18 protein-coding genes are annotated in these 20,756 nt (G+C 64.1%); 14 read left to right on the plus strand and 4 right to left on the minus strand.

From position 1 onward, the window contains the following. Positions 1 to 68: 68 nt before the first annotated feature. From GGR71_RS09340 to GGR71_RS09350, 3 genes are all read right to left on the minus strand, one after another. Positions 69 to 446 (minus strand): phasin family protein, encoded by a 378-nt coding sequence (locus GGR71_RS09340; protein WP_160957548.1) that lies wholly within the window; start codon positions 444 to 446, stop codon positions 69 to 71. 282 nt (positions 447 to 728) lie between these two features. Beyond that, positions 729 to 1,088, minus strand: a complete 360-nt coding sequence (gene queD, locus GGR71_RS09345; RefSeq protein WP_160957547.1) for a 6-carboxytetrahydropterin synthase QueD — start codon at positions 1,086 to 1,088, stop codon at positions 729 to 731. 177 nt (positions 1,089 to 1,265) lie between these two features. Further along, the gene (locus GGR71_RS09350) at positions 1,266 to 2,633 is read right to left on the minus strand and encodes a DEAD/DEAH box helicase (RefSeq protein ID WP_160957546.1); all 1,368 of its coding nucleotides are present in this window, start codon (positions 2,631 to 2,633) and stop codon (positions 1,266 to 1,268) included. A gap of 344 nt (positions 2,634 to 2,977) precedes the next feature. On the opposite strand from GGR71_RS09350, the gene GGR71_RS09355 reads away from it, so the two are divergent. After that, the gene (locus GGR71_RS09355) at positions 2,978 to 3,967 is read left to right on the plus strand and encodes a fumarylacetoacetate hydrolase family protein (RefSeq protein WP_160957545.1); all 990 of its coding nucleotides are present in this window, start codon (positions 2,978 to 2,980) and stop codon (positions 3,965 to 3,967) included. Between the two features lie 89 nt (positions 3,968 to 4,056). After that, positions 4,057 to 4,713: a maleylacetoacetate isomerase gene (gene maiA, locus GGR71_RS09360; protein WP_160957544.1), complete on the plus strand. Its 657-nt coding sequence runs from the start codon at positions 4,057 to 4,059 to the stop codon at positions 4,711 to 4,713. A gap of 400 nt (positions 4,714 to 5,113) precedes the next feature. Here maiA and GGR71_RS09365 read toward each other — a convergent pair whose 3' ends face one another. Continuing rightward, positions 5,114 to 6,250: a PilT/PilU family type 4a pilus ATPase gene (locus tag GGR71_RS09365; RefSeq protein ID WP_160957543.1), complete on the minus strand. Its 1,137-nt coding sequence runs from the start codon at positions 6,248 to 6,250 to the stop codon at positions 5,114 to 5,116. Between the two features lie 99 nt (positions 6,251 to 6,349). On the opposite strand from GGR71_RS09365, the gene GGR71_RS09370 reads away from it, so the two are divergent. The 12 genes from GGR71_RS09370 (at position 6,350) to GGR71_RS09425 (ending at position 20,351) form a co-directional block, all read left to right on the plus strand. Further along, the gene (locus GGR71_RS09370; protein WP_160957542.1) at positions 6,350 to 6,742 is read left to right on the plus strand and encodes a DUF4398 domain-containing protein; all 393 of its coding nucleotides are present in this window, start codon (positions 6,350 to 6,352) and stop codon (positions 6,740 to 6,742) included. Beyond that, complete coding sequence (locus tag GGR71_RS09375) at positions 6,739 to 7,632, plus strand: OmpA family protein (RefSeq protein WP_456362605.1); 894 nt, start codon at positions 6,739 to 6,741, stop codon at positions 7,630 to 7,632. Before GGR71_RS09370 ends, GGR71_RS09375 begins: the two co-directional genes overlap by 4 nt. 333 nt (positions 7,633 to 7,965) lie before the next feature. Next, entirely contained in the window at positions 7,966 to 8,184 is a 219-nt protein-coding gene (locus tag GGR71_RS09380) for a YdcH family protein (protein WP_010340228.1), read from the plus strand. A 189-nt stretch (positions 8,185 to 8,373) separates the two neighbouring features. Further along, entirely contained in the window at positions 8,374 to 9,744 is a 1,371-nt protein-coding gene (locus GGR71_RS09385; protein ID WP_160957541.1) for a pyridoxal-phosphate dependent enzyme, read from the plus strand. A gap of 85 nt (positions 9,745 to 9,829) precedes the next feature. Continuing rightward, positions 9,830 to 11,014 carry a cystathionine gamma-synthase gene (locus tag GGR71_RS09390; RefSeq protein WP_160957540.1) on the plus strand — a complete coding sequence of 395 codons (1,185 nt, stop codon included), beginning with the start codon at positions 9,830 to 9,832 and terminating at the stop codon, positions 11,012 to 11,014. 25 nt (positions 11,015 to 11,039) lie between these two features. Beyond that, the gene (locus GGR71_RS09395) at positions 11,040 to 12,431 is read left to right on the plus strand and encodes a glycosyltransferase (protein WP_160957539.1); all 1,392 of its coding nucleotides are present in this window, start codon (positions 11,040 to 11,042) and stop codon (positions 12,429 to 12,431) included. After that, positions 12,419 to 13,210: an ABC transporter permease gene (locus GGR71_RS09400; RefSeq protein WP_160957538.1), complete on the plus strand. Its 792-nt coding sequence runs from the start codon at positions 12,419 to 12,421 to the stop codon at positions 13,208 to 13,210. The genes GGR71_RS09395 and GGR71_RS09400 overlap by 13 nt, the downstream gene beginning before the upstream one ends. Next, a complete protein-coding gene (locus tag GGR71_RS09405; RefSeq protein WP_160957537.1) occupies positions 13,207 to 14,451 on the plus strand; it encodes an ABC transporter ATP-binding protein in 1,245 nt (414 codons plus the stop codon). Before GGR71_RS09400 ends, GGR71_RS09405 begins: the two co-directional genes overlap by 4 nt. Further along, positions 14,448 to 15,953 (plus strand): methyltransferase domain-containing protein, encoded by a 1,506-nt coding sequence (locus tag GGR71_RS09410; protein WP_343160788.1) that lies wholly within the window; start codon positions 14,448 to 14,450, stop codon positions 15,951 to 15,953. Before GGR71_RS09405 ends, GGR71_RS09410 begins: the two co-directional genes overlap by 4 nt. Beyond that, positions 15,946 to 16,866, plus strand: a complete 921-nt coding sequence (locus tag GGR71_RS09415; protein WP_160957536.1) for a GDP-mannose 4,6-dehydratase — start codon at positions 15,946 to 15,948, stop codon at positions 16,864 to 16,866. Before GGR71_RS09410 ends, GGR71_RS09415 begins: the two co-directional genes overlap by 8 nt. Continuing rightward, complete coding sequence (locus tag GGR71_RS09420; protein ID WP_160957535.1) at positions 16,863 to 17,831, plus strand: GDP-mannose 4,6-dehydratase; 969 nt, start codon at positions 16,863 to 16,865, stop codon at positions 17,829 to 17,831. The genes GGR71_RS09415 and GGR71_RS09420 overlap by 4 nt, the downstream gene beginning before the upstream one ends. Before the next feature lie 24 nt (positions 17,832 to 17,855). Then, positions 17,856 to 20,351: a glycosyltransferase family 4 protein gene (locus GGR71_RS09425; protein ID WP_343160787.1), complete on the plus strand. Its 2,496-nt coding sequence runs from the start codon at positions 17,856 to 17,858 to the stop codon at positions 20,349 to 20,351. Positions 20,352 to 20,756 lie beyond the last annotated feature (405 nt).

The following is a 20,756-nucleotide window of genomic DNA, read 5'->3' on the forward strand; positions in this document are numbered from 1 at the left end:
CGGGGGGAGGGACCCATGCAGACCGAGGGTGCGTCGGGCGGCGGACCGCAGCGACGTCGAATCGGGTGTTACTTGGCGGCGGGCTTGGCCTTCGGCGTGGCCTGTTCGGTCGCCGCTTCGAACTGGTGCTTGGCGAGCTGGCCGATGGCCTCGGAGGTCTTCAGGCCCAGGCCGAACACTTCCTGGTTGGCCGTGGCCAGCCGCTCGAAGTTGTCGCGGGCGATCTGCAGGCCCTTCGGCCACAGCGCCTGCACGGTGCCCAGGTCGCGCGCTTCGGTCAGCTCACCGAGGAAGCCGGTGGTGGCCGACACGTTCTTCTCGAAGGTCTTCAACTGCACGCCGAACACGCTCTCGGCGCTTTCCAGCGCCAGGCGATTGGCACGCGCCGCGGCGGCGGCGAACTGCTGGGTGTAGCTGCTGAACTGATCGTTGAATTGAGCGGACATCATGCAACTCCGTTGGAATGCCGACTGCTGTTGCAGTGCAACATACGCCCATTCTGCTGCGATGCAACAAAATTTTCTGAAGCCGCTCAGGGTTCGTTCAAGCTGCCTTTCGGATCAATGGTTTGGCGCAATTTTCTCCCGCGCTCACTGGGCGCCTCTGCGTCTCTGGCAAGCGCCAACTGCGCGCTACGACGCACAGGCGGGCCTGCACGGAAGGCCCTCGGTGGTCGCGATGCCGCCCTTGCGATTCCCCAATCCCCATCCCCCATTCCCAGCTTTACTTCAGCCCGCGCCGCGATAACGGCAGCCGGAGGTGCAGGTCTCGTGCACCACCACTTCGCTCAGCAGCGGCAGCGCCGGCTTGAGTCGGTCCCAGATCCACACCGCCAGGCGCTCGCTGGTGGGGTTGTCCAGCCCTTCGATGTCGTTGAGGTAGTGGTGGTCGAGCTGGTCGTAGAGCGGGCGGAAGGCCGCCTTGATGTCGCCGAAATCCATGACCCAGCCGCTCTCGGCGCCTGGTTCGCCGCTGACGTGCAACTCGATGCGGAACGAATGCCCGTGCAGGCGCGCGCACTTGTGGCCGGGCGGCACATTGGGCAGGCGGTGCGCCGCCTCGAGGGTGAAGACTTTGAAGATATCCATGAGAGGCATTGTACGGTCAGGGGCGGAGTGGCATGGCGCGGTACTGGACGCGCGCAACGACGGCGGTGCCGTCGTGCTGCAGGGCGTGCGACGCGCACGCGATGCCGGTGGTGCGGACAAAAAAGGCCGCCCCGAAGGGCGGCCTGGGTGCGTGCGAAGCGCGTGGCCGCGGATGGCTCAGCGCGGCGCGGCAGGACGGTTGCCGCCGCCGTTGCCGTGGCGTCGGCCCTGGCCCTGGCGGCGGGCACCATCGGCGTGGCTGCCGCCGGGCTTCTTGCTGCCGGCGTGCGCGTGCGCCGGCGCATCGCCATGGCCGCGACGGGCGTGGCTGCCGCGACGCGGCGGACGCTGGCCGCCCGGACGCTCGTCCGGCGGGTTGTTGTTGCCCCAGCGGATCGGCGTGACCGGCTCGAAGCCCGGCACGTCGCGAATGTCCATCTCGCGCTTGAGCATGCGCGCGATCGCGCGCAGCAGCTTGGCCTCGTCCTGCGCCACCAGCGAGATCGCCTCGCCGGTCGAGCCGTTGCGGCCGGTGCGGCCGATGCGGTGCACGTAGTCCTCGGCGACCATCGGCAGGTCGTAGTTGATGACCTTCGGCAACTGGTCGATGTCGATGCCGCGCGCGGCGATGTCGGTGGCCACCAGCACGGTGATGCGGCCGGCCTTGAAGTCGCTCAGCGCGCGCAGGCGCTGGCCCTGGCTCTTGTTGCCGTGGATCGCCGCGGTCTTCAGCCCGGACTTGTCCAGGAACATGGTGAGCTTGTCGGCACCGTGCTTGGTGCGGGCGAACACCAGGGTCTGCTTGCGCGAGTCGGCGGCCAGCAGGTGCAGCAGCAGTTCGCGCTTGCGCGCACCGTCCACCGGATGCACGCGGTGGGTGATGGTGTCGGCCACGGTGTTGCTCGGGGTGGCCTGGATCTCCTGTGGGTCGTGCATGAACTCGCGGGCCAGCTGCTTGATGCCTTCCTCGAAGGTGGCCGAGAACAGCAGGGTCTGCCGGTTCTGCTTGGGCAGCTTGGCGAGGATGCGCTTGATCGACGGCAGGAAGCCCATGTCGAGCATGCGGTCGGCCTCGTCCAGCACCAGGATCTCGATGCCCGACAGGTCCACGCTGCGACGCTCGAGGTGGTCGAGCAGGCGGCCCGGGCAGGCGATCAGCAGGTCCACGCCGCGGCGCAGCGCGTCGAGCTGGTTGCCCATGCCCACGCCACCGTAGATGGTGGTGCTGGGAATGCGCAGGTACTTGCTGTAGCCGCGCAGGCTGTCGTGGACCTGGGTGGCCAGTTCGCGGGTCGGGGTCAGGATCAGTGCGCGCGGCTTGCGCGGACCGGCGCCCACCGATTGCGGCGAGGTGCCCAGGTGCTGCAGCAGCGGCAGGCCGAACGCGGCGGTCTTGCCGGTGCCGGTCTGCGCGCCGGCCATCAGGTCATGGCCTTCCAGGGCGACGGGAATGGCCTGCGCCTGGATCGGGGTGGGGGTTTCATAGCCCTGCTCGGCCAACGCGCGCAGCAGGAAGGGCGCAAGGCCCAGGGATTCGAACGACATGAGAATGCTCCGGATAACGCGCCGACGCCGGGACGGACCCGGCGCGCAGGCGCAAGTAGGTGAGGCTCGGAGCGTTCCCGTGAACCGCGCTGCGAGAGGGTGGATCAACCCGCAGCGCGAGGCTGGGGTTCGTCGGCACCACGAAAGGCGTCGGGCGGGGCGGGCGAGTCGGATCGTTGCGATCCTGGCCTCGCCGGCGGTCCCTGAGGGAAACGGACGGCCGCATGCAGACCGGCGCAGTGTACCTGAATTGGCGCGCTGCACAAAATGCGGGTCCGTTTCAGTTGAAACCAAGCCGCCGTCTGGCCGTACAATCGCCGGCTCAGCCCCAGCACTGGACGGACATGAAGCTAGGTTCCCTGAAGGAAGGCGGTCGCGACGGCACCCTGATCGTCGTGTCCCGCGACCTGACCCGCGCGGTGCGCGCCACCGGCATCGCGCCGACCCTGCAGCGCGCGCTGGAGGACTGGAGCAATCTCGCCCCGCGCCTGAACGCGCTGTCCGAGTCGCTCAACGACGGCAGCGCCGACGGCCAGTTCGACCTGGACATGGGGGCCCTGGCAGCACCGCTGCCGCGTGCCTACGAGTTCCTTGACGGCAGCGCCTACCTGCCGCACGTCGAGCGGGTGCGCCGTGCGCGCGGCGCCGAGGTGCCGGAGAGCTTCTACACCGATCCGCTGATGTACCAGGCAGTCAGCGCCGGCTTCTACGGCCCGCGCGATGCGGTCAAGGTGGTCAGCGAGGACTACGGCATCGATCTGGAAGCCGAGATCGTGGTGGTCACCGACGACGTGCCGATGGCGGTCAGCCCCGATCAGGCCGCCGCGCACATCCAGCTGATCGGCCTGGTCAACGACGTGTCGCTGCGCAACCTGATTCCGCCGGAACTGGCCAAGGGCTTCGGCTTCGTGCAGTCCAAGCCGCGTTCGGCGCTGTCGCCGGTGTTCGTCACCCCCGACGAACTGGGCGGGGCCTGGCAGGGCAACAAGGTGCACCTGCCGCTGCTGACCCACATCAACGGCGCCTGGTTCGGCGCGCCGGAAGCCGGCGAGGACATGCAGTTCGATTTCGCACAGCTGGTCGCGCACGCGGCCAAGACCCGGCCACTGGCGGCCGGCGCGGTGGTCGGCTCGGGCACCATCGCCAACCAGGACACCACGCGCGGCGCCTCCTGCTTCGCCGAGCAGCGCACCGTGGAAACCCTGCGCGACGGCAAGCCGAGCACGCCGTACATGTCCTTCGGCGACGTGGTGCGGATTGAGATGCTGGACCGTGACGGAGTGAGCATCTTCGGCGCGATCGAGCAGCGCATCGAGCAGGCGCCGCTGCCCTGACCCGGCCGGCGGCGCTAGCGGGGCGACCGGCGGCGCCGCGCCGCCGGTGTCCACCGGTATCGTTGTCGACTGCGCAGACGGAGGCGGGCATGGACGAGGCACTGCAGCTTTACACCTACTGGCGCTCCAGCGCCGCGTACCGGGTGCGCATCGGGCTGGAGCTCAAGCGCCTGGCCTACCAGTCGTTGCCGGTGCATCTGGTGCGCGACGGCGGGCAGCAGCATTCGCCGGAATATGCGCGGCTGAACCCGCAGGAGCTGGTGCCGACCCTGTGCCACGACGGACAGCCGATCCGCCAGTCGCTGGCGATCCTGGAGTACCTGGACGAACGCTGGCCGGAGCCGCCGCTGCTGCCGGACGCGCCGATCGACCGCGCCCGCGTGCGCGGCTTGGCGCAACTGATCGCCTGCGACATCCACCCGCTCAACAACCTGCGCGTGGCGCAGTTCTTCGAGAGCGCCTGGAACGTGCCGCAGCCCGAGCGTGAGGAATGGATGCGGCACTGGATGCAGACCGGCTTCGATGCGCTGGAGCAGCTGCTCGCCGAGTCCCCGGATACCGGCAGTTTCTGCCATGGCGAGCAGCCGGGCCTGGCCGATTGCTGCCTGGTGCCGCAGTTGTACAACGCGCGCCGCTTCGGCGTGGACCTGCAGGTCTACCCGACCCTGGAGCGGATCGAGCGCGCCTGCCTGGCGCTGCCGGCGTTCGAGGCGGCGCGCCCGGAGAACCAGCCGGACGCGCAGTGAGCTGGGAATATCGTCGCAGGAGCGGCTTCAGCCGCGACCGATGCGCCGGTGATGCCCGATCGGCCGAAGCTGCCGCCATCCCTGCTGCATCGGTGAGCATTAGGATGTGGGGGGACTTCAGTCCCGACTGCAGTTTTACGGACACTTCGGCCTCCATGCGTCGCGACTGCAGTCGCTCCCACACGCGCTTGCGGCGCACTCGCTGGGTGGACTGTGGGAGGGGCTTCAGTCCCGACGCGGGGTGTGTGGAGTGGCGTTTGCCCTCGCAAGGGCGACCCTACGGCGACCGCCGCTGGGCCTCCGGTCCGCTGTTGCCGCCGTTGCTGCGGGACCAGTGCGACCAGGCGTCTGCGAACGCTTGGTCGCCGCTGAAGCCGCTCCTACGACAAAACGGGACGCCTCAGACGAACCCGTGGGTGATCCGCGGCGCGGCGCCGGGGCTGTCGTAGTCGGCGTAGGGGTCGTGCTCGCCGCTGCCGCCTTCGGACAGGCGGAACTTCAGGGCCAGGCCGTCGCGCGAATCGGCCGCGCGCAGCGCTTCCTCTTGCTCGATCTGGCCCTGCTTGACCATCCGGAACAGACACTGGTCGAAGGTCTCCATGCCTTCCTCCAGCGACTCCTCCATCGCCTGCTTGATCTCGTGGACCTGGCCGCGGCGCAGCAGGTCGCGGATCATCGGCGTGTTCAGTAGTACTTCCGAGGCCGGCCGGCGGCGGCCGCTGCTGTCCTTGACCAGGCGCTGCGAAATCACCGCACGCAGGTTCAGCGACAGGTTCATCAGCACGTTCTTGTGCGCATTCTCGGGGAAGAAGTTCAGGATGCGCTCGATGGTCTGGTCGGCGTTGTTGGAGTGCAGGGTGGCCAGGCACAGGTGCCCGGTCTCGGCGAAGGCGATCGCCGCCTCCATGGTCTCCGCGTCCAGGATCTCGCCGATCAGGATCACGTCCGGTGCCTCGCGCATCGCGTTCTTCAGTGCGTTGTGGAAGGCGTGGGTGTCCAGGCCGACCTCGCGCTGGTTGACGATGGACAGCTTGTGCTTGTGCAGGTACTCGATCGGGTCTTCGATGGTGAGGATGTGCCCGGTGGTGGTGCTGTTGCGGTAGTCGATCATCGACGCCAGCGAAGTGGACTTGCCCGAGCCGGTCGAGCCGACCACCAGGACCAGCCCGCGCGGGGTCATGATCACGTCCTTGAGCACCTGCGGCAGGTGCAGTTCCTCGATGCTGGGGATCTTGCTGCGGATGGCGCGGATCACCATGCCGACCTCGCCGCGCTGCTTGAACACGTTGACGCGGAAGCGTCCGGCGTCCTGCAGGGCGATGGCCATGTTCAATTCCAGGTCCCGCTCGAACTGCGGCACCTGGCCTTCGTCCATCAGCGAGTAGGCGATCTTCTTGACCATGCCCGGCGGCAGGCCGGTGGCGCCGAGCGGGTACAGCTTGCCTTCGATCTTGATATAGACCGGTGCTCCCGTGGTCAGGAACATGTCCGAGGCGTTCTTTTCGGTCATCAGCTTCAGGAAATAGCCGATATCCATGCGCAATGGTTCCCCAACGATCCGCAATCGCCCGTTGCAAGCGCGCCACAGGCTTCCGACAATGGCCGTGACCGACGTCTCCGTCCACGGCCCCCCTAGATGAAAACTAGCTTCGCACACTTCCGTTGTCAGCAGTATGTGATGGCCTGCGCATTGGCGATGTTCGCCGCGCCGGCCGCGTTCGCCCAGGTGGCCCCGCCTGAACTGTTGTCCGCGCAGCAGGCGGTGCAGCGTGCGATCCAGGCCGATGCCGACCAGTACGCGCCGGACCTGCTGGCCAGCGCCCGCCAGGGCCTGGAGCAGGCGCAGCAGGCCGCGCTCGACCGCCGCGCCCGCAAGACCGCGCCGCAGCTGGCGCTGCGCGTGGCCGCCGATGCCGACCTGGCGCGCGCCCGCAGCGAGGAGGCGGTGGCCAATGCGCAACTGAAGCAGCGCCAGGCCGAGGTGGCCCAGCTGCAGCAGACCCTTGGCACCGGGGAGGGCCGTCCATGAGCCGCACCCTGCGCGCAATGCGCCGCCTGGCCCTGCTGGCGTTGCTGCTGGCGCCGTTGGGCGCGATCGCGGCCGACGACCCGGAACTGGCCGTGCTCAACCAGCGCCTGGTGGCGCTGCAGGCCGATCCGCTCAATGCCGATGTCGCCGCCTACGAGCGCCTGCAGGCGCAGCAGGCGGTGGCCAACTTCGCCAACGCCAAGCGCAAGGAGCGCGACGAGGCGCGCTACCTGGCCGAGCGCCGGGTCGAGATCGCCGAGACCATGGCCCGCGCGGAAATCGCCCGGCGCCAGGTCGACCAGTTGGAAAAGACCCGCAGCGACCTGCTGATCGAGGCCAGCCGCCGCGAGGCCGCACGCGCCCGCCAGGAGGCCGAGCGCTTGCGCGTGCAGGCGCAGATCCAGGCCGAGGAGGCCGAGAGCCTGCGCCAGGCCGCCGAAGCCGAGCAGGCCGCGCGCGCGGACGCCGATGCGGCCCTGGCCAGCGTCGCCGGGCAGCAGACCGCCAAGCTCAGTGCCGCGCAGCAGAAGTCGGCCAAGCTGGCGCGCGAGGAGGCCGAGCTGGTGGCCGGTACCAAGCTGCCGGCCTCGCGTTTCGACACGCGTGGGGAGGTCTTCACCTTCTCCGGCGCGGCCTTCGGTGCGGGCAAGGCCGCGCTGTCGGGCGACGCCACCAACCAGACCAAGGCCCTGTCGCAGTACCTGCAGATCAGCAAGGGCAAGGTGCGGATCGAGGCCTATGACACCGATGCCGGCGTGGCGCAGAAACGCGCCGACGCCCTGCGCGCGGCCCTGGTCAGCGGCGGCGTGCCTGCCAACCGGGTGCAGGCGGTCGGCAAGAAGGGGCCCTCGACCAAGGCGCGTTCGGCCGAAGTTGTGATCGCGCCCTAAGGTCTGCGGTGCCCTGCGCAGGCGGTTTAACGGGGTTTTTCCCTGGGCCTGAGCGCCGAGCAACTGAATGCGGCAAAGCGGGCCTGCTTCTCTTGTCCGTGGCGGTGGGGAAGCGTAGGGTCGGTATTCCAGGTGGCACTCCCGCCGCCTGGTGCCAACGGAGGAGTTCGAGCCGATGACGCAGTGGCGCGCACCGCAGTCCGACGTCGCAGGAACCGTGGTTCCAGGCGTTGCAGCGGTGCAGCCGGCGGCTCGCGCGCTTCCGCTCCCAGGCAACGCCCCGTGCCGCAGCGGCCGGGGCGTTCTTGTTTCCAGCTGAAGGAGGCTATTCCTATGTTCGAAGGGCAACCGCAGACCGAAATCGACGCGTTGATCAAGTCCGATCCGGAGTTCAAGCAGCTCTACCAGCGCCACAAGACCTTGGACAAGAAGTGCATGGACGCCGAGCTCGGCGTGCTGCCGATCGACGATGTCACCCTGGCGCAGATGAAGCGCGAAAAGCTCGCCGCCAAGGAAAAACTGCTGCGCCTTTACGAGCAGAAGCCGCACTGACGTCCCGTTTCCCCTTGTCGCGGGCGGTGGCTGGCCTCCTCGTCGGCTTGCCACCGTCCGCGTCATCCCCTCCAAAAGCCGCGTTCGCGGCTTTTTTCGTCTGGGTCGGGCGCATTCTCTGACTTTCCACCCCCGAGCGCGGATAATGCCCGGTCCAGCCGCTGCCGCGGCGCGACGCATTCGGACCCGATGACCATTCATGCCTCCGTCCTCGACCTGATCGGCGACACCCCCATCGTCAAGGCCAGCAAGCTCGACACCGGGGTGTGCGAGCTGTACCTGAAGCTGGAGAGCGCCAATCCCGGTGGCTCGATCAAGGACCGCATCGGCCTGTCGATGATCGAGGCGGCCGAGCGCCGCGGCGACCTCAAGCCCGGCGCGGTGCTGGTCGAGGGCACCGCCGGCAACACCGGCATCGGCCTGGCCCTGGTCGCCCAGCAGAAGGGCTACAAGCTGATCCTGGTGGTCCCGGACAAGATGAGCCGGGAGAAGATCTTCAACCTCAAGGCGATGGGCGCCGAGGTGGTGCTGACCCGCTCCGACGTGGCCAAGGGCCATCCCGAGTACTACCAGGACCTCGCCGCGCGCATCGCCGCCGAGACCCCCGGCGCCTACTTCATCAACCAGTTCGGCAACCCCGACAACCCGGCCGCGCACGAGTTCGGCACCGGCCCGGAGATCCTGCGGCAGATGGACGGCCGGCTGGACGCGATCGTGTTCGGTTGCGGCAGCTCCGGCACCATGACCGGCCTGTCGCGTGCCTTCGCCGCCGCCTCGCCGCAGACCGAGCTGGTGCTGGCCGACCCGGTCGGCTCGATCCTGACCGAGTACATCGAGCAGGGTACGGTCAGCGAGAAGTCCGGCAGCTGGCTGGTGGAGGGCATCGGCGAGGACTTCCTGCCAGCGATCTCCGATTTCAGCCGGGTCAGGAAGGCCTATTCGATCAGCGACGCCGAGAGCTTCCACACCGCACGCGAGCTGCTGGCCAAGGAGGGCATCCTCGGTGGTTCCTCCACCGGCACCCTGCTGGCGGCGGCGCTGAAGTACTGCCGCGAACAGACCGAGCCCAAGCGCGTGCTGGTGTTCGTCTGCGACACCGGCAACAAGTACCTGTCGAAGATGTACAACGACTACTGGATGCTGGACAACGGCTTCCTGGAGCGCCCGCAGCACGGCGACCTGCGCGACCTGATCCTGCGCCCGTACAGCCAGCGCGACACCGTGGTGGTCGGCCCCAAGGACCTGCTGACCACCGCCTACCAGCGCATGAAGCTGTACGACGTGTCGCAGCTGCCGGTGATGGAAGGCGATCAACTGGTCGGCATCGTTGACGAAAGCGACGTCTTGTTGCACGTGTACGGCGACGAAGCGCGGTTCCGCGACCCTGTGGCCACGGCCATGGTCAGCAAGCTCGACCGGCTGGACGTCAAATCGCCGATCGAGGCCCTGCTGCCGGTGTTCGATCGTGGTCAGGTCGCCATCGTGATGAACGAGGGCGCCTTCCTCGGCCTGATCACCCGCATCGACCTACTTAACTACCTGCGCCGCCGGGTGCAGTAACACTCCCTGTGGCTGGCCGGCCCCCGCTGCATGGGGCCATTCAGACCGCGCTGCTAGAATCACGCCCCTTTTCCGGTACCCCCACATGACGGACAACACGTCTAACCCCCATGGCGACGGCCCTGCGCTGGCTTTGGCGACCCTGGCCATCCATGGCGGACAGCACCCGGACCCGTCCACTGGCGCGGTGATGCCGCCGATCTACGCGACCTCCACCTACGCCCAGTCCAGCCCCGGCGAGCACCAGGGCTTTGAGTACTCGCGCACCCACAACCCGACCCGCTTCGCCTACGAGCGCTGCGTGGCGGCTCTGGAAGGCGGCAGCCGCGGCTTCGCCTTCGCCTCGGGCATGGCGGCGACGGCCACGGTGATCGAGCTGCTGGACAGCGGCAGCCACGTGATCGCCATGGACGACCTGTACGGCGGCAGCTACCGCCTGTTCGAGCGCGTGCGCAAGCGCACCGCCGCGCTGGAATTTGGCTTCGTCGACCTGACCGACCCGGCGGCATTCGAGGCCGCGATCCGCCCGACCACCAAGATAGTGTGGATCGAGACCCCGACCAATCCGATGCTGAAGATCGTCGATATTGCGGCGATCGCCGCGATCGCGCGCAAGCACGGCCTGCTGGTGGTGGTCGACAATACCTTTGCCTCGCCCATGCTGCAGCGGCCGCTCGCGCTGGGCGCGGACATCGTGGTGCATTCGGCGACCAAGTACCTCAACGGCCACTCGGACATGGTCGGCGGCATGGCCGTGGTCGGCGACAACGCCGAACTGGCCGAACAACTGGCCTTCCTGCAGAACTCGGTGGGCGGCGTGCAGGGTCCGTTCGACAGCTTCCTGGCGCTGCGCGGCCTGAAGACCCTGCCGCTGCGCATGCGCGCGCACTGCGACAACGCCCTGGCGCTGGCGCAGTGGCTGGAGACGCACCCGGCGGTGGAGAAGGTGATCTACCCGGGCCTGCCCTCGCACCCGCAGCACGCCCTGGCCGGCCGGCAGATGAGCGGCTACGGCGGCATCGTCTCGATCGTGCTCAAGGGGGGCTTCGACGCGGCCAAGCGCTTCTGCGAACGCACCCGCCTGTTCACCCTGGCCGAATCTCTCGGCGGCGTCGAGAGCCTGGTCAACCACCCGGCGGTGATGACCCATGCTTCGGTGCCGGTCGCGCGGCGCGAGCAGCTCGGCATCAGCGATGCGCTGGTGCGGCTGAGCGTGGGGGTGGAGGATGTGGGGGATCTGCAACAAGACCTGGAGCGCGCGCTGACATGAGCGCGCGGCGGTTGGAGCCCCTCCGGTGAACGACCTTCGCCGGCGCGGGCCGAAAGGCCTGCTTTTGCTCAATCTGTCTGCCTGGATCAGGCAGCGTAGCGGGTTGGGCGTGCTGTATCGGAAGTTGCCGCTTTCCTGGCGCGTGGGCGCCGCCCGGCTGCTGTCGGCGCCGTCTGCCGAGAGCGTGCGGTTCGCGCGGACGCCGGCATGGGATATCCCGTTACCATCTGCTGTCGCCGGCCCACTCGCGCCGATGCAGGTGGCTACTGGCCCGGGCGTCAACATCCTTGGCTATGTCCGTGGGCAGTTCGGCCTGGGCGAGAGTCTGCGCATGTATGCGCGTGCGCTGATCGAGGCTGGGGTACCGGTGCGATTGTTTGATATCGACCTTGGTCTGCCGCATGGCTGGGATGACCACAGTTTGGATGCATGGATTGGCGATGATCTGCCCTATCCAGTCAGTATTATGTTTGTCAATCCGGATTATCTGGAGCGAGCACTCCAGTTCGTGGGTGCCCAACGTCTCTCAGGAAAACATTTGATCGCCTGCTGGTTCTGGGAGCTCGAGCGCGTCCCCAATGCTTGGCTTCCCGCGATTGGCATGGTCGACGAAATCATGGTCGCCAGCCGCTTCATTGAAGAAGCATTCTCCAAGGTCACTGACAAGCCGATCTTGCGCGCACCGCAGCCATTGTCGGCTATTGGCGACAGCGGTCTGCGGCGCGCAGATTTTGGGCTTGAAGAAGGTAAATTTATCTTTCTGACGACCTTCGACTTTAATTCCTGGGTTGAGCGCAAGAACCCCTATGCCGCGATTGCGGCGTTCAAGCATGCGTTTCCAAAGGGACGCGATGATGTGCGCCTACTGGTGAAGTCCAGCAATGGCTATCGCTACCAGGATTGGTTCCGGCGCCTGCTCAACGAGGCAGCGACCGATCCGCGTATCATCGTGCGCGACGAAGTGATTGATCGTGCTCATGTTTACGCCTTGCAGCGCTGCTGCGATGCGTATGTGTCGCTGCATCGGGCAGAAGGCTTCGGTTTGGGGTTGGCGGAATGCATGGCAATGGGTAAACCCGTCATTGCGACAGCCTGGTCGGGCAACCTGGACTTCATGGAGACGGGCAACGCGATGCTTGTGGGATATAGGCTGGTGCCTGTGCGCGAGGGCGAGTACCCACACGAGCCTGGCGATGTCTGGGCCGAACCCCGCGTGGAGGAGGCGGCTGCATTCATGCAAAAGCTTGCCGACAATCCGAACGAAGCACAGGAGATCGGACAACGTGCAGCGCAGTCCGTTGGTGCGCTCCTTTCGCCGCAGCGCGCCGCCCATGCCATCGATACGCGCTTGCGCGAGCTTGCCGCCAGCCCGGCAATACACTCTTACTACGATACGGATACCTCATGTCATCATTGATTGCGGCAGCATGGCGCTATAGGGGCTTCATCGCCTCGTCGATCGCCAACGATTTCCGCTCCAGGCTCGCACGCAGCAAGCTCGGCACGCTTTGGATCGTTCTGCAGCCATTGGCCCAGGCACTGATTTTCGCGGTCGTGCTGTCGAATGTCCTGGCGGCCAAGCTGCCGGGCGTCGACAACCACTTCGCTTTCGCGGTGTATCTGCTTTCCGGTCTATTGTGCTGGTCCGCTTTCGCCGAGATCGTGCAGCGTTGCCTCACCGTTTTCATCGACAACGGTTCGCTACTGAAAAAGATGCAATTCCCGCGGATCAGTCTGCCGCTGGTCGCGGTCGGTTCGGCACTGGTCACCAATGTCGCCTTGCTCGCGGTCATCTTGGTGCTGGTGCCGATTTTGGGCGTCTCACTGACACCGGCGCTGGTCTGGTTGCCCTTGTTGCTGCTGATTAACGTCGCATTGGCGACCGGAGTCGGCCTGCTCCTCGGTACGCTCAACGTGTTCGCACGCGACATCGGCCAGATCATGGCGGTGGTGATGCAGTTCTGGTTCTGGATGACGCCAATTGCGTATCCCGCACAGGTCGTTCCTGAAAGATTCCAGGCGATCCTGCGACTGAATCCCGTCGCCGCGCTGGCGACGGGGTACCACGACATCTTCCTTTACGGTCGTGCGCCGCAGAACTCGCTCGTCTATCCGGCCGTCTGCGCGTTGGTGGCACTGGCCCTTTCGTTCTTCGTTTTTCGGCGCGCTTCGGCCGAGATGGTGGATGCGCTATGAGCAATTCGGTGCTGGTCGTCGACGGAGTGGGCAAGTGCTACCGAAGTTACGGGAGTGAGTTGCAGCGCTTCGCCAGTTGGTTCGGCATTCCCGTCAAGCCGCAGTCAGAGCATTGGGTGCTGCGGAATATCTCCTTCCGGATCGGACGCGGCGAAGCCGTCGGCCTGGTCGGGCAGAACGGAGCCGGCAAGAGCACGTTGCTCAAGATCATCACTGGGACTGTTCGCCCAAACGAAGGTTCGGTGATGGCCACTGGGCGTATCTCGGCGCTTCTGGAGCTTGGGCTGGGCTTCAATGCAGAGCTAACCGGGCGTGAGAACGCTCGCCATGCTCTCGGCCTGATGGGGACATCGAGCCATGAGATTGAATCGATGCTCGAATCGATCGAAGAGTTTGCCGAGGTTGGTGAGTACTTCGACCAGCCGATCCGTGCCTACTCGAGCGGCATGCAAATGCGCGTGGCCTTCAGTGTAGCGACTGCCGTGCGGCCGGAGACCCTGATTGTCGACGAGGCGTTATCGGTCGGAGACTCGTACTTCGTACACAAGTGCTTCAAGCGGATACGTGAGTTTCGTGAGGCCGGCACGACGTTACTGATTGTTTCCCATGATCCTGGAGCCATTCAGGCGTTGTGCGATCGCGCGCTGTTGATCGAGGGGGGGCGGCTGATCAAAGATGGCGATCCGCAGGAAGTCATGGATTACTACAACGCCTTGATTGCGGAGAAGGAAAATTCGAGCGTCAGGACTGCAAGTGCCGAAGACGGTCGTACGGCGACCGAATCCGGTACTGGCGAGGCGGTGTTTGAGTCGATTCAACTTCTCGACGAGACCGGTAGTCCAGTTGAGTATGTCGGCGTAGGCGATGAGGTGACTTTGCGCTACAAAATTCGTGTTCACGAGCCTATCGACCGGCTCGTGCTTGGCTACATGATCAAGGATCGGCTGGGTCAGCCGGTTTTTGGTACGAATACCCACCATACTGGTCAGGCTCAAGAACGACTGGAGGCAGGGGATCAATTGATTGCCGAGGCGCGCTTCCCGATGAATCTCGGTCCTGGGACTTACTCGGTCTCTGTGGCATTGGCTAGTGCCGAAACCCATTTGGTCAGGAACTACCATTGGCGCGACTTGGCCTTGGTTTTCAATGTTGCCAATATCCGTCACGACACCTTCGTTGGTACGGCCTGGATTCCGCCAGTCCTGTCGATCGAAGTCCCGCGTGGAGACCGTACGCCGTGACGTCGCAGCCGAAACTCGTTGTCACCTCCTCGTCGACGCTGATGGAAATGAGTGTCGGCGAGATCTTGCGGAAGATCAACGCGGCTGTGCTCAGGAGAACGGCGACTGGCGTAACTGGCGTCGATTCCCTGTTCTGGCCGGAGAACTTCGAGATATGGACTGCTGCCGCGCCCGCAACGCCGTCGCGAGAAGTCTATGACTTGGTCGATTTGCTTTCGCAGGACGACGCCGACTTCATCGGCAACGCATATCGGGTGCTACTGCGGCGTGCACCTGACTCTGTCGGGTTCCTCGAGAATGTTGAAGCGTTACGTCGAGGTGCGCAAACCAAGTTGGACATCATCGCCTCGATGCGTTTTTCGCCCGAAGGTATGGCTGCCGGTGTGCCAGTGCGTGGGTTGCGCCTCGCGTGGCTATTGCATCGCTGGAAGCGTAAGCGCCTAGTGGGTCCCATGCTCTCTTGGGCCCATGAGCTGCTCCGCCTAGCGCGGCGCGGGGCGCAAGTGGAGTGGATAGAGGTGCGTGGTGCGCGCGAGGTCCATCGATTGGGGCGGCATGTCAATCATGTCGTCCTGGAGGCGGGTGGCCGGCTTGAGGCAATCGAGCATGAACTCTCTGCATTGCGTGAAGCTCGCAATGCGCTTGAGACTCTGGTGCAATCCAATGTTTCCTCGCTTCTCGAGATTGCAAGTTTTGCGCGAGAGCTGCCCGCGCGCCTGGAGCGCGATCAGGCAATCCTTTCGCGTCTTGAGGCGCGCGAAGACCGATTGGTCGAGCAGGAAACACGTCGTGCCGCTCTAGCGCCGCAGTTGGATGCGCTGTATTCATTGTTCGAAGACCGCTTCCGCGGACCCGAGTCGCTGATTCAGGCGCGCGCGCGTCCCTACTTGCAGTTCGTTCGCGAGTGCGGGGCGGGGACACCGGAGGCTCCTGTCATCGACGTCGGCTGTGGTCGTGGCGAATGGCTCGCGTTGTTGCGTGACGAAGGCCTGCATGCGCGCGGCGTCGACCTCAATTCTCGTTTTGTCAGCGATGCGGCTGCGCGGGGGATGGATGTAATCGAGGGAGATGCGATCGAAGTGCTGCGAGCCATGCCTGCAGGCAGTGTTGGCGCGATCACTTCGATGCACCTTGTCGAGCATTTGCCGTTTGAACGCGTCGTGGAATTCATTGACGTATGCCATCACGTTTTGAGGCCAGGTGGCGTGTTGATCCTGGAAACGCCGAATCCCGAGAATTTGGATGTGGCGACGATCTATTTCTATATGGACCCAACCCATCGCAATCCGCTTCCTCCAGAAATGCTGCGTTGGTTCGTCGAGGCGCGTGGTTATCCGGATGCAAGGATCGAACGGCTCAGCGAAGCGCGTGAGTTGAGTGCTCCGGCCTTGCTGTCCGAAGCGCTGCCTGGGTCGCCCTCTGTCAACCGCCTCATCGCACGTACGCACGTCGCTCCCGACTACGCGATCGTTGCCCATCGTGGGGGAAATCCGCATGAATGATGTTCGCAAGAAGCTTCTTGTCACTGGTGCTGGCGGGTTTGTCGGAAAGCATCTGCTGGATGCCGTGGCTCATGGATACTTTGGTGATGTCGAGGCCGTGCCGTTGCGGGCCGGAACCGACTTGCGCGATATGGCTGCAATCGAAAGTGCATTGGGTGATGCGTGCCCTGATGCGGTAATCCACCTCGCTGCACAGAGCTTCGTACCGCAGTCGTTCGACGAGCCTGAGGAAACATTGCAGGTCAACTTGATCGGTACACTGCATCTGCTTCAGGTGCTCGTTCGAAAAGGCTTTACCGGTCGGTTCCTGTATGTCAGTTCCGGTGACATCTACGGACGCGTGCCTGAGTGCGATCTCCCCGTCGACGAGGCGCTTCTGCCGGAGCCTCGCAACCCGTACGCCGTCAGCAAATGGGCCGCCGAGCAGCTCTGCCTGCAGTGGCACCGCAGCGAGAAGCTCGACGTGGTGATTGCGCGTCCATTCAATCACGTGGGCGCTGGCCAGAACGATCGTTTCGTGCTTTCTTCTCTCGCCAGGCAGGTGGTCGCCATTGCAGAGGGGCGGCAGCCTCCGGTGATCGAAGCCGGGGATATCGATACGACGCGCGATTTCAGTGACGTGCGTGATGTCGTCTCTGCCTATGCCTCTTTGCTGGCGCGTGGCAAGTCCGGCGAAACCTATATCGTTGCGTCTGGCGTGGAGCGCCGCGTCCGTGACTTGCTCGTTGAAATGTGCCGGCTCACCGGCGTCGAAGCGGAAGTCCGCCAGGATCCCGCCAAGATGCGTCCGGCCGAGCAGCGGCGTATGGTAGCGAGTTCCGCAAAACTCCAGCGCGATACCGGCTGGGCCCAGGCTTTCGACATACAATCAACGCTGTCTGAAATTCTCGAACATGCAAGGAAAAATCAATGAGTAAGAACGCCCTGATCACTGGGATCACCGGCCAAGATGGCGCCTACCTATCCCGGCTTTTGCTGTCCAAAGGCTACAAAGTGCACGGTATCCTTGCCCGTCGCAGCAGCGACACGCTGTGGCGCCTTCGCGAACTGGGCATTGTCGATGACGTTGTCCTGCTTGATGGCGATCTGACTGATCTGTCGTCGCTCATCCGCGCCATGCAGGTGTCCAAGGCCGATGAGGTTTACAACCTTGGTGCTCAGAGCTTCGTCGGCTCGTCTTGGCAGCAGCCCATCCTGACAGCTCAAGTCGACGGCGTTGGCGCGCTCAACGTGCTCGAGGCAGTGCGCATCGTCAATGACAAGGCCCACTTCTACCAGGCTTCCACCAGCGAGATGTTCGGCTTGATCCAGGCCGAGATGCAGAGCGAGTCGACGCCTTTCTATCCGCGCAGTCCCTACGGCGTGGCGAAGTTGATGGCGCATTGGGCCACGGTGAACTATCGCGAGAGCTTCGGAATGCACGCTTCGAGCGGCATCCTGTTCAATCATGAGTCTCCGCTGCGCGGTATCGAGTTCGTGACCCGCAAGGTCACCGACGCTGTGGCTCGTATCAAGCTGGGCAAGCAGCGGGAACTGCGCCTGGGTAACATCGATTCAAAGCGTGACTGGGGCTTTGCCGGTGACTACGTCGAGGCGATGTGGCTGATGACGCAGCAGGCGGAAGGCGGCGACTATGTGGTTGCGACCGGCCTCACCACGACGGTGCGCGATATGTGCAAGATCGCTTTTGGCCACGTGGGCCTGAACATGGACGACCACTTGGTGATCGACGAGAAATTTTTCCGCCCGGCCGAGGTGGACGTGCTGCTCGGGAATCCGGGCAAGGCAATGGAAAAGCTTGGGTGGAAGCCCAAGACCTCCCTGGAGCAACTGATCACAATGATGGTGGACGCGGATATGCGTCGACTCTCGATCTGAACGACTGAGTAGGGGGGGAGTACGGTGCGTCTTGCTATCGACATGCAGGCGTGCTTGACTGATTCGCGAGATCGCGGCATCGGCAGGTACGCTGACAACTTAGTTGCCGAAATGGTGCGTCAGCGTCAGGACGACGAGATCCTATTGGCGCTTGATGGCGCGGACCCTGTGCGTCTGCGTCAAGCGCGATCGCGCCTGCGCCATCAGTGTGTGCATACGGCAACGACAGTGATGCACTATCCCACAAACGCTTTTGTCGATCATGATGCGCTGCGGATGCAAAGTGCCGCTCGTCTTCGTGGCAGATTCTTCGAGTCGTTGGGTGTGGATGCACTGTTGCATACCAGCCACTTTGAAACGCGTGGCAGCTACACAACCGCAATTGACTGGGCGGCGGATCCACGGCCTGGAACGGCCGTCATTGCATACGATGTGATACCGCTGCTTTACCCCGATCGTTATCTTGAGCCGGATCCGTTCTTGGCTGAATGGTATCCGCGCAAGTGTGAGAGTTTCAGTAAATTCGATTGTTTTCTGTCCATCTCACAAGCGACGCGAGTCGATTTGATCGAGCAACTGGGTATTTCCCCAGAAAAGATTCACGTAATCAATGCCGGGCTCGATCCGGACATGCTCGCCATTGCGCAGGCCGATTTACCTGTGGACGAGACTATCTTGGCGCGGCGGGGTATCGACGCGCCCTTCGTGCTGATGGTCGGCAACGGGGACTGGCGCAAGAACACCATGGGAGCGGTCGAGGCGTTCGCACGGTTGCCGCGTAGCCTCCAGAAGAAGTATCTGCTTGTACTCACCCAAGTCGGTACGGATGTCAAAGAGGCGCTCGCAGGGGCCTTCTCGCAGATAGCGCCGCGGGTGCGCGTGCTTGGCCGGGTCGACGATGTCGAGTTGGCGACGTTGTACCGGGCGTGTCGAGTATTCTATTTCCCGTCCTTTTATGAAGGCTTTGGTCTGCCTGTGCTTGAGGCAATGGCATTTGGCGCGCCTGTTCTAAGCGCTGATACCGGCAGCCTGCCTGAAGTCGTGCACGATCCGCGTTGCCTGTTCAACCCGCATGACATCGACGCGGCTGCATCGCTTCTTGAGGCCGCCTTGGAAGATGGGACTTTTCGTGAGGTGTTGATTTCCGGCGTCAAGGCTCATGCTTGGACGTATGATTGGAAGTCCTGCGCTGACGCCGCGCTCACAGCGATGCGAGCCCTGGGTGGTGAGGCTAAGGCGACGCAGCCTCAGTTTGGCAAAGTCGACGAGGTTGACCGCCTGCGAGTGACGCAGGACGACATCGATACCTGGTCAGAGTTGCTTATCGCTGCGCCCGATGCAGGTAGCTCTCTGGAAGGAAGCCTGACAGCGGCTGCCGCGCGCGGTCGACGCCGAATACTGGTCGATGTCAGCGAGGTGGTGCGACTGGATGCACGCAGCGGCATTCAGCGCGTTGTCCGCAATTATTGCGCAGGTCTGTATGCGCTAGCTAACGATGCTCAGGTGGAGGTCCAGCCTATTTGCTGGACTGAGCACGGCATCCTGTACGCAAGTGATTACGCCTCCAGCCACTTGGGTATGTCTATCGATACGGTCAACGCCGGCATGCGAGTTGCGGTGAAGCCGAACGATTTGCTGCTGATGCTCGATTCGTCGTGGTGGAGTCCGGAACGATTCGATGCGCTGCACGCCCAGGTGGCGGCTGCAGGCGGCGAGGTAGTCTGGATGGTCTACGATCTGATCCCTTTGCTGGTGCCACATACCTGCGATCCAGGCATGCCGCCGGCATTCCGGAGATGGCTTGAGCATGCTGCCGCCACTGCGGATGGGTTTGTCTGCATTTCTGAGGCGACGCGGCAGGATCTTGAGCGCTTCCTGGATGAGCAGCCTGCTCATCCGGTGGCAAGACCTTGGACGCGTGCGATGCACCTGGGCAGCGATCTGGAGTCCGGTCAGGTCGTCGGCCAGGCTTCAGAAACGATTGCTTCGCTGCTGGAAGGATTAGGGGCCAGACCGTTAGTCTTGGCAATTGGCACGGTCGAGCCGCGCAAGGACTACGCCACTGTCCTTGCCGCCTTCGAAAAAGTGTGGGCACGTGGCGGTGATGTCGCATTGGCCATCGTCGGCAAGCATGGATGGAATGTCGAAGAGCTTGTGCTGAAACTTCAGGCGCATCCGCAATTGGGCACGCGACTTTTCTGGTTGCAGGGAATGTCGGATACCGACCTTCACCACCTGATGGACAGAGTGGATGTCTTGGTCCAGGCATCGGTTGCGGAAGGGTTTGGCCTCCCGGTAGTGGAAGCAGGTAGTCGCGGCAAGCCTCTCTTGCTCAGCGATCTCGCCGTTTTCAGGGAAATCGCGGGCGAGGAGGCAAGCTACTTCCCGGTAGGCGATGCAGATGCGCTGGCGGCTGAGATCGAACGTGGTGTAGCGCACGGATGGAAGGAGCCGGCCAACATCCGGACGTTGACGTGGCGCGAATCGTCGCGTGGATTGATGGAGAAGTTACTGTACTAGGGCGCATGTAGGCGTTAGAGGCGTCACAGAGAACTCCTCTGAACTCCAGATCGGCTGGGAGTCCATTCCTTTGGGAATGGCTGCGAGAAGCATCGCTCGACATCGTGCTCGGGTGCAACGTGATGGGCAGCGCGGCGCTCAATGTCGCGCTGCCGCGAGGTCGGTCGATGGTGTTCCTCCATCCGGGTGATGTCGTGCTGCTAGCACTGATCGACCAAGGCGTCTGGAGCGCCATACTTTCTGCAAGGTGCTGAAGTGCTTCAGCATGCGCCCATGACGTGATGTCATGCGGTTTCGCGTTAACGGGCGCCAGCGTATTGACCGCGTCGAGCAGCGCGTCGTTGGGTAGTGCGCTGCCGTCCTGGGCCAGCGGAAAATCTATGTTTCGTACTCGGACATGTCTAC

It is taken from the genome of Xanthomonas sp. F1, from assembly GCF_014199855.1.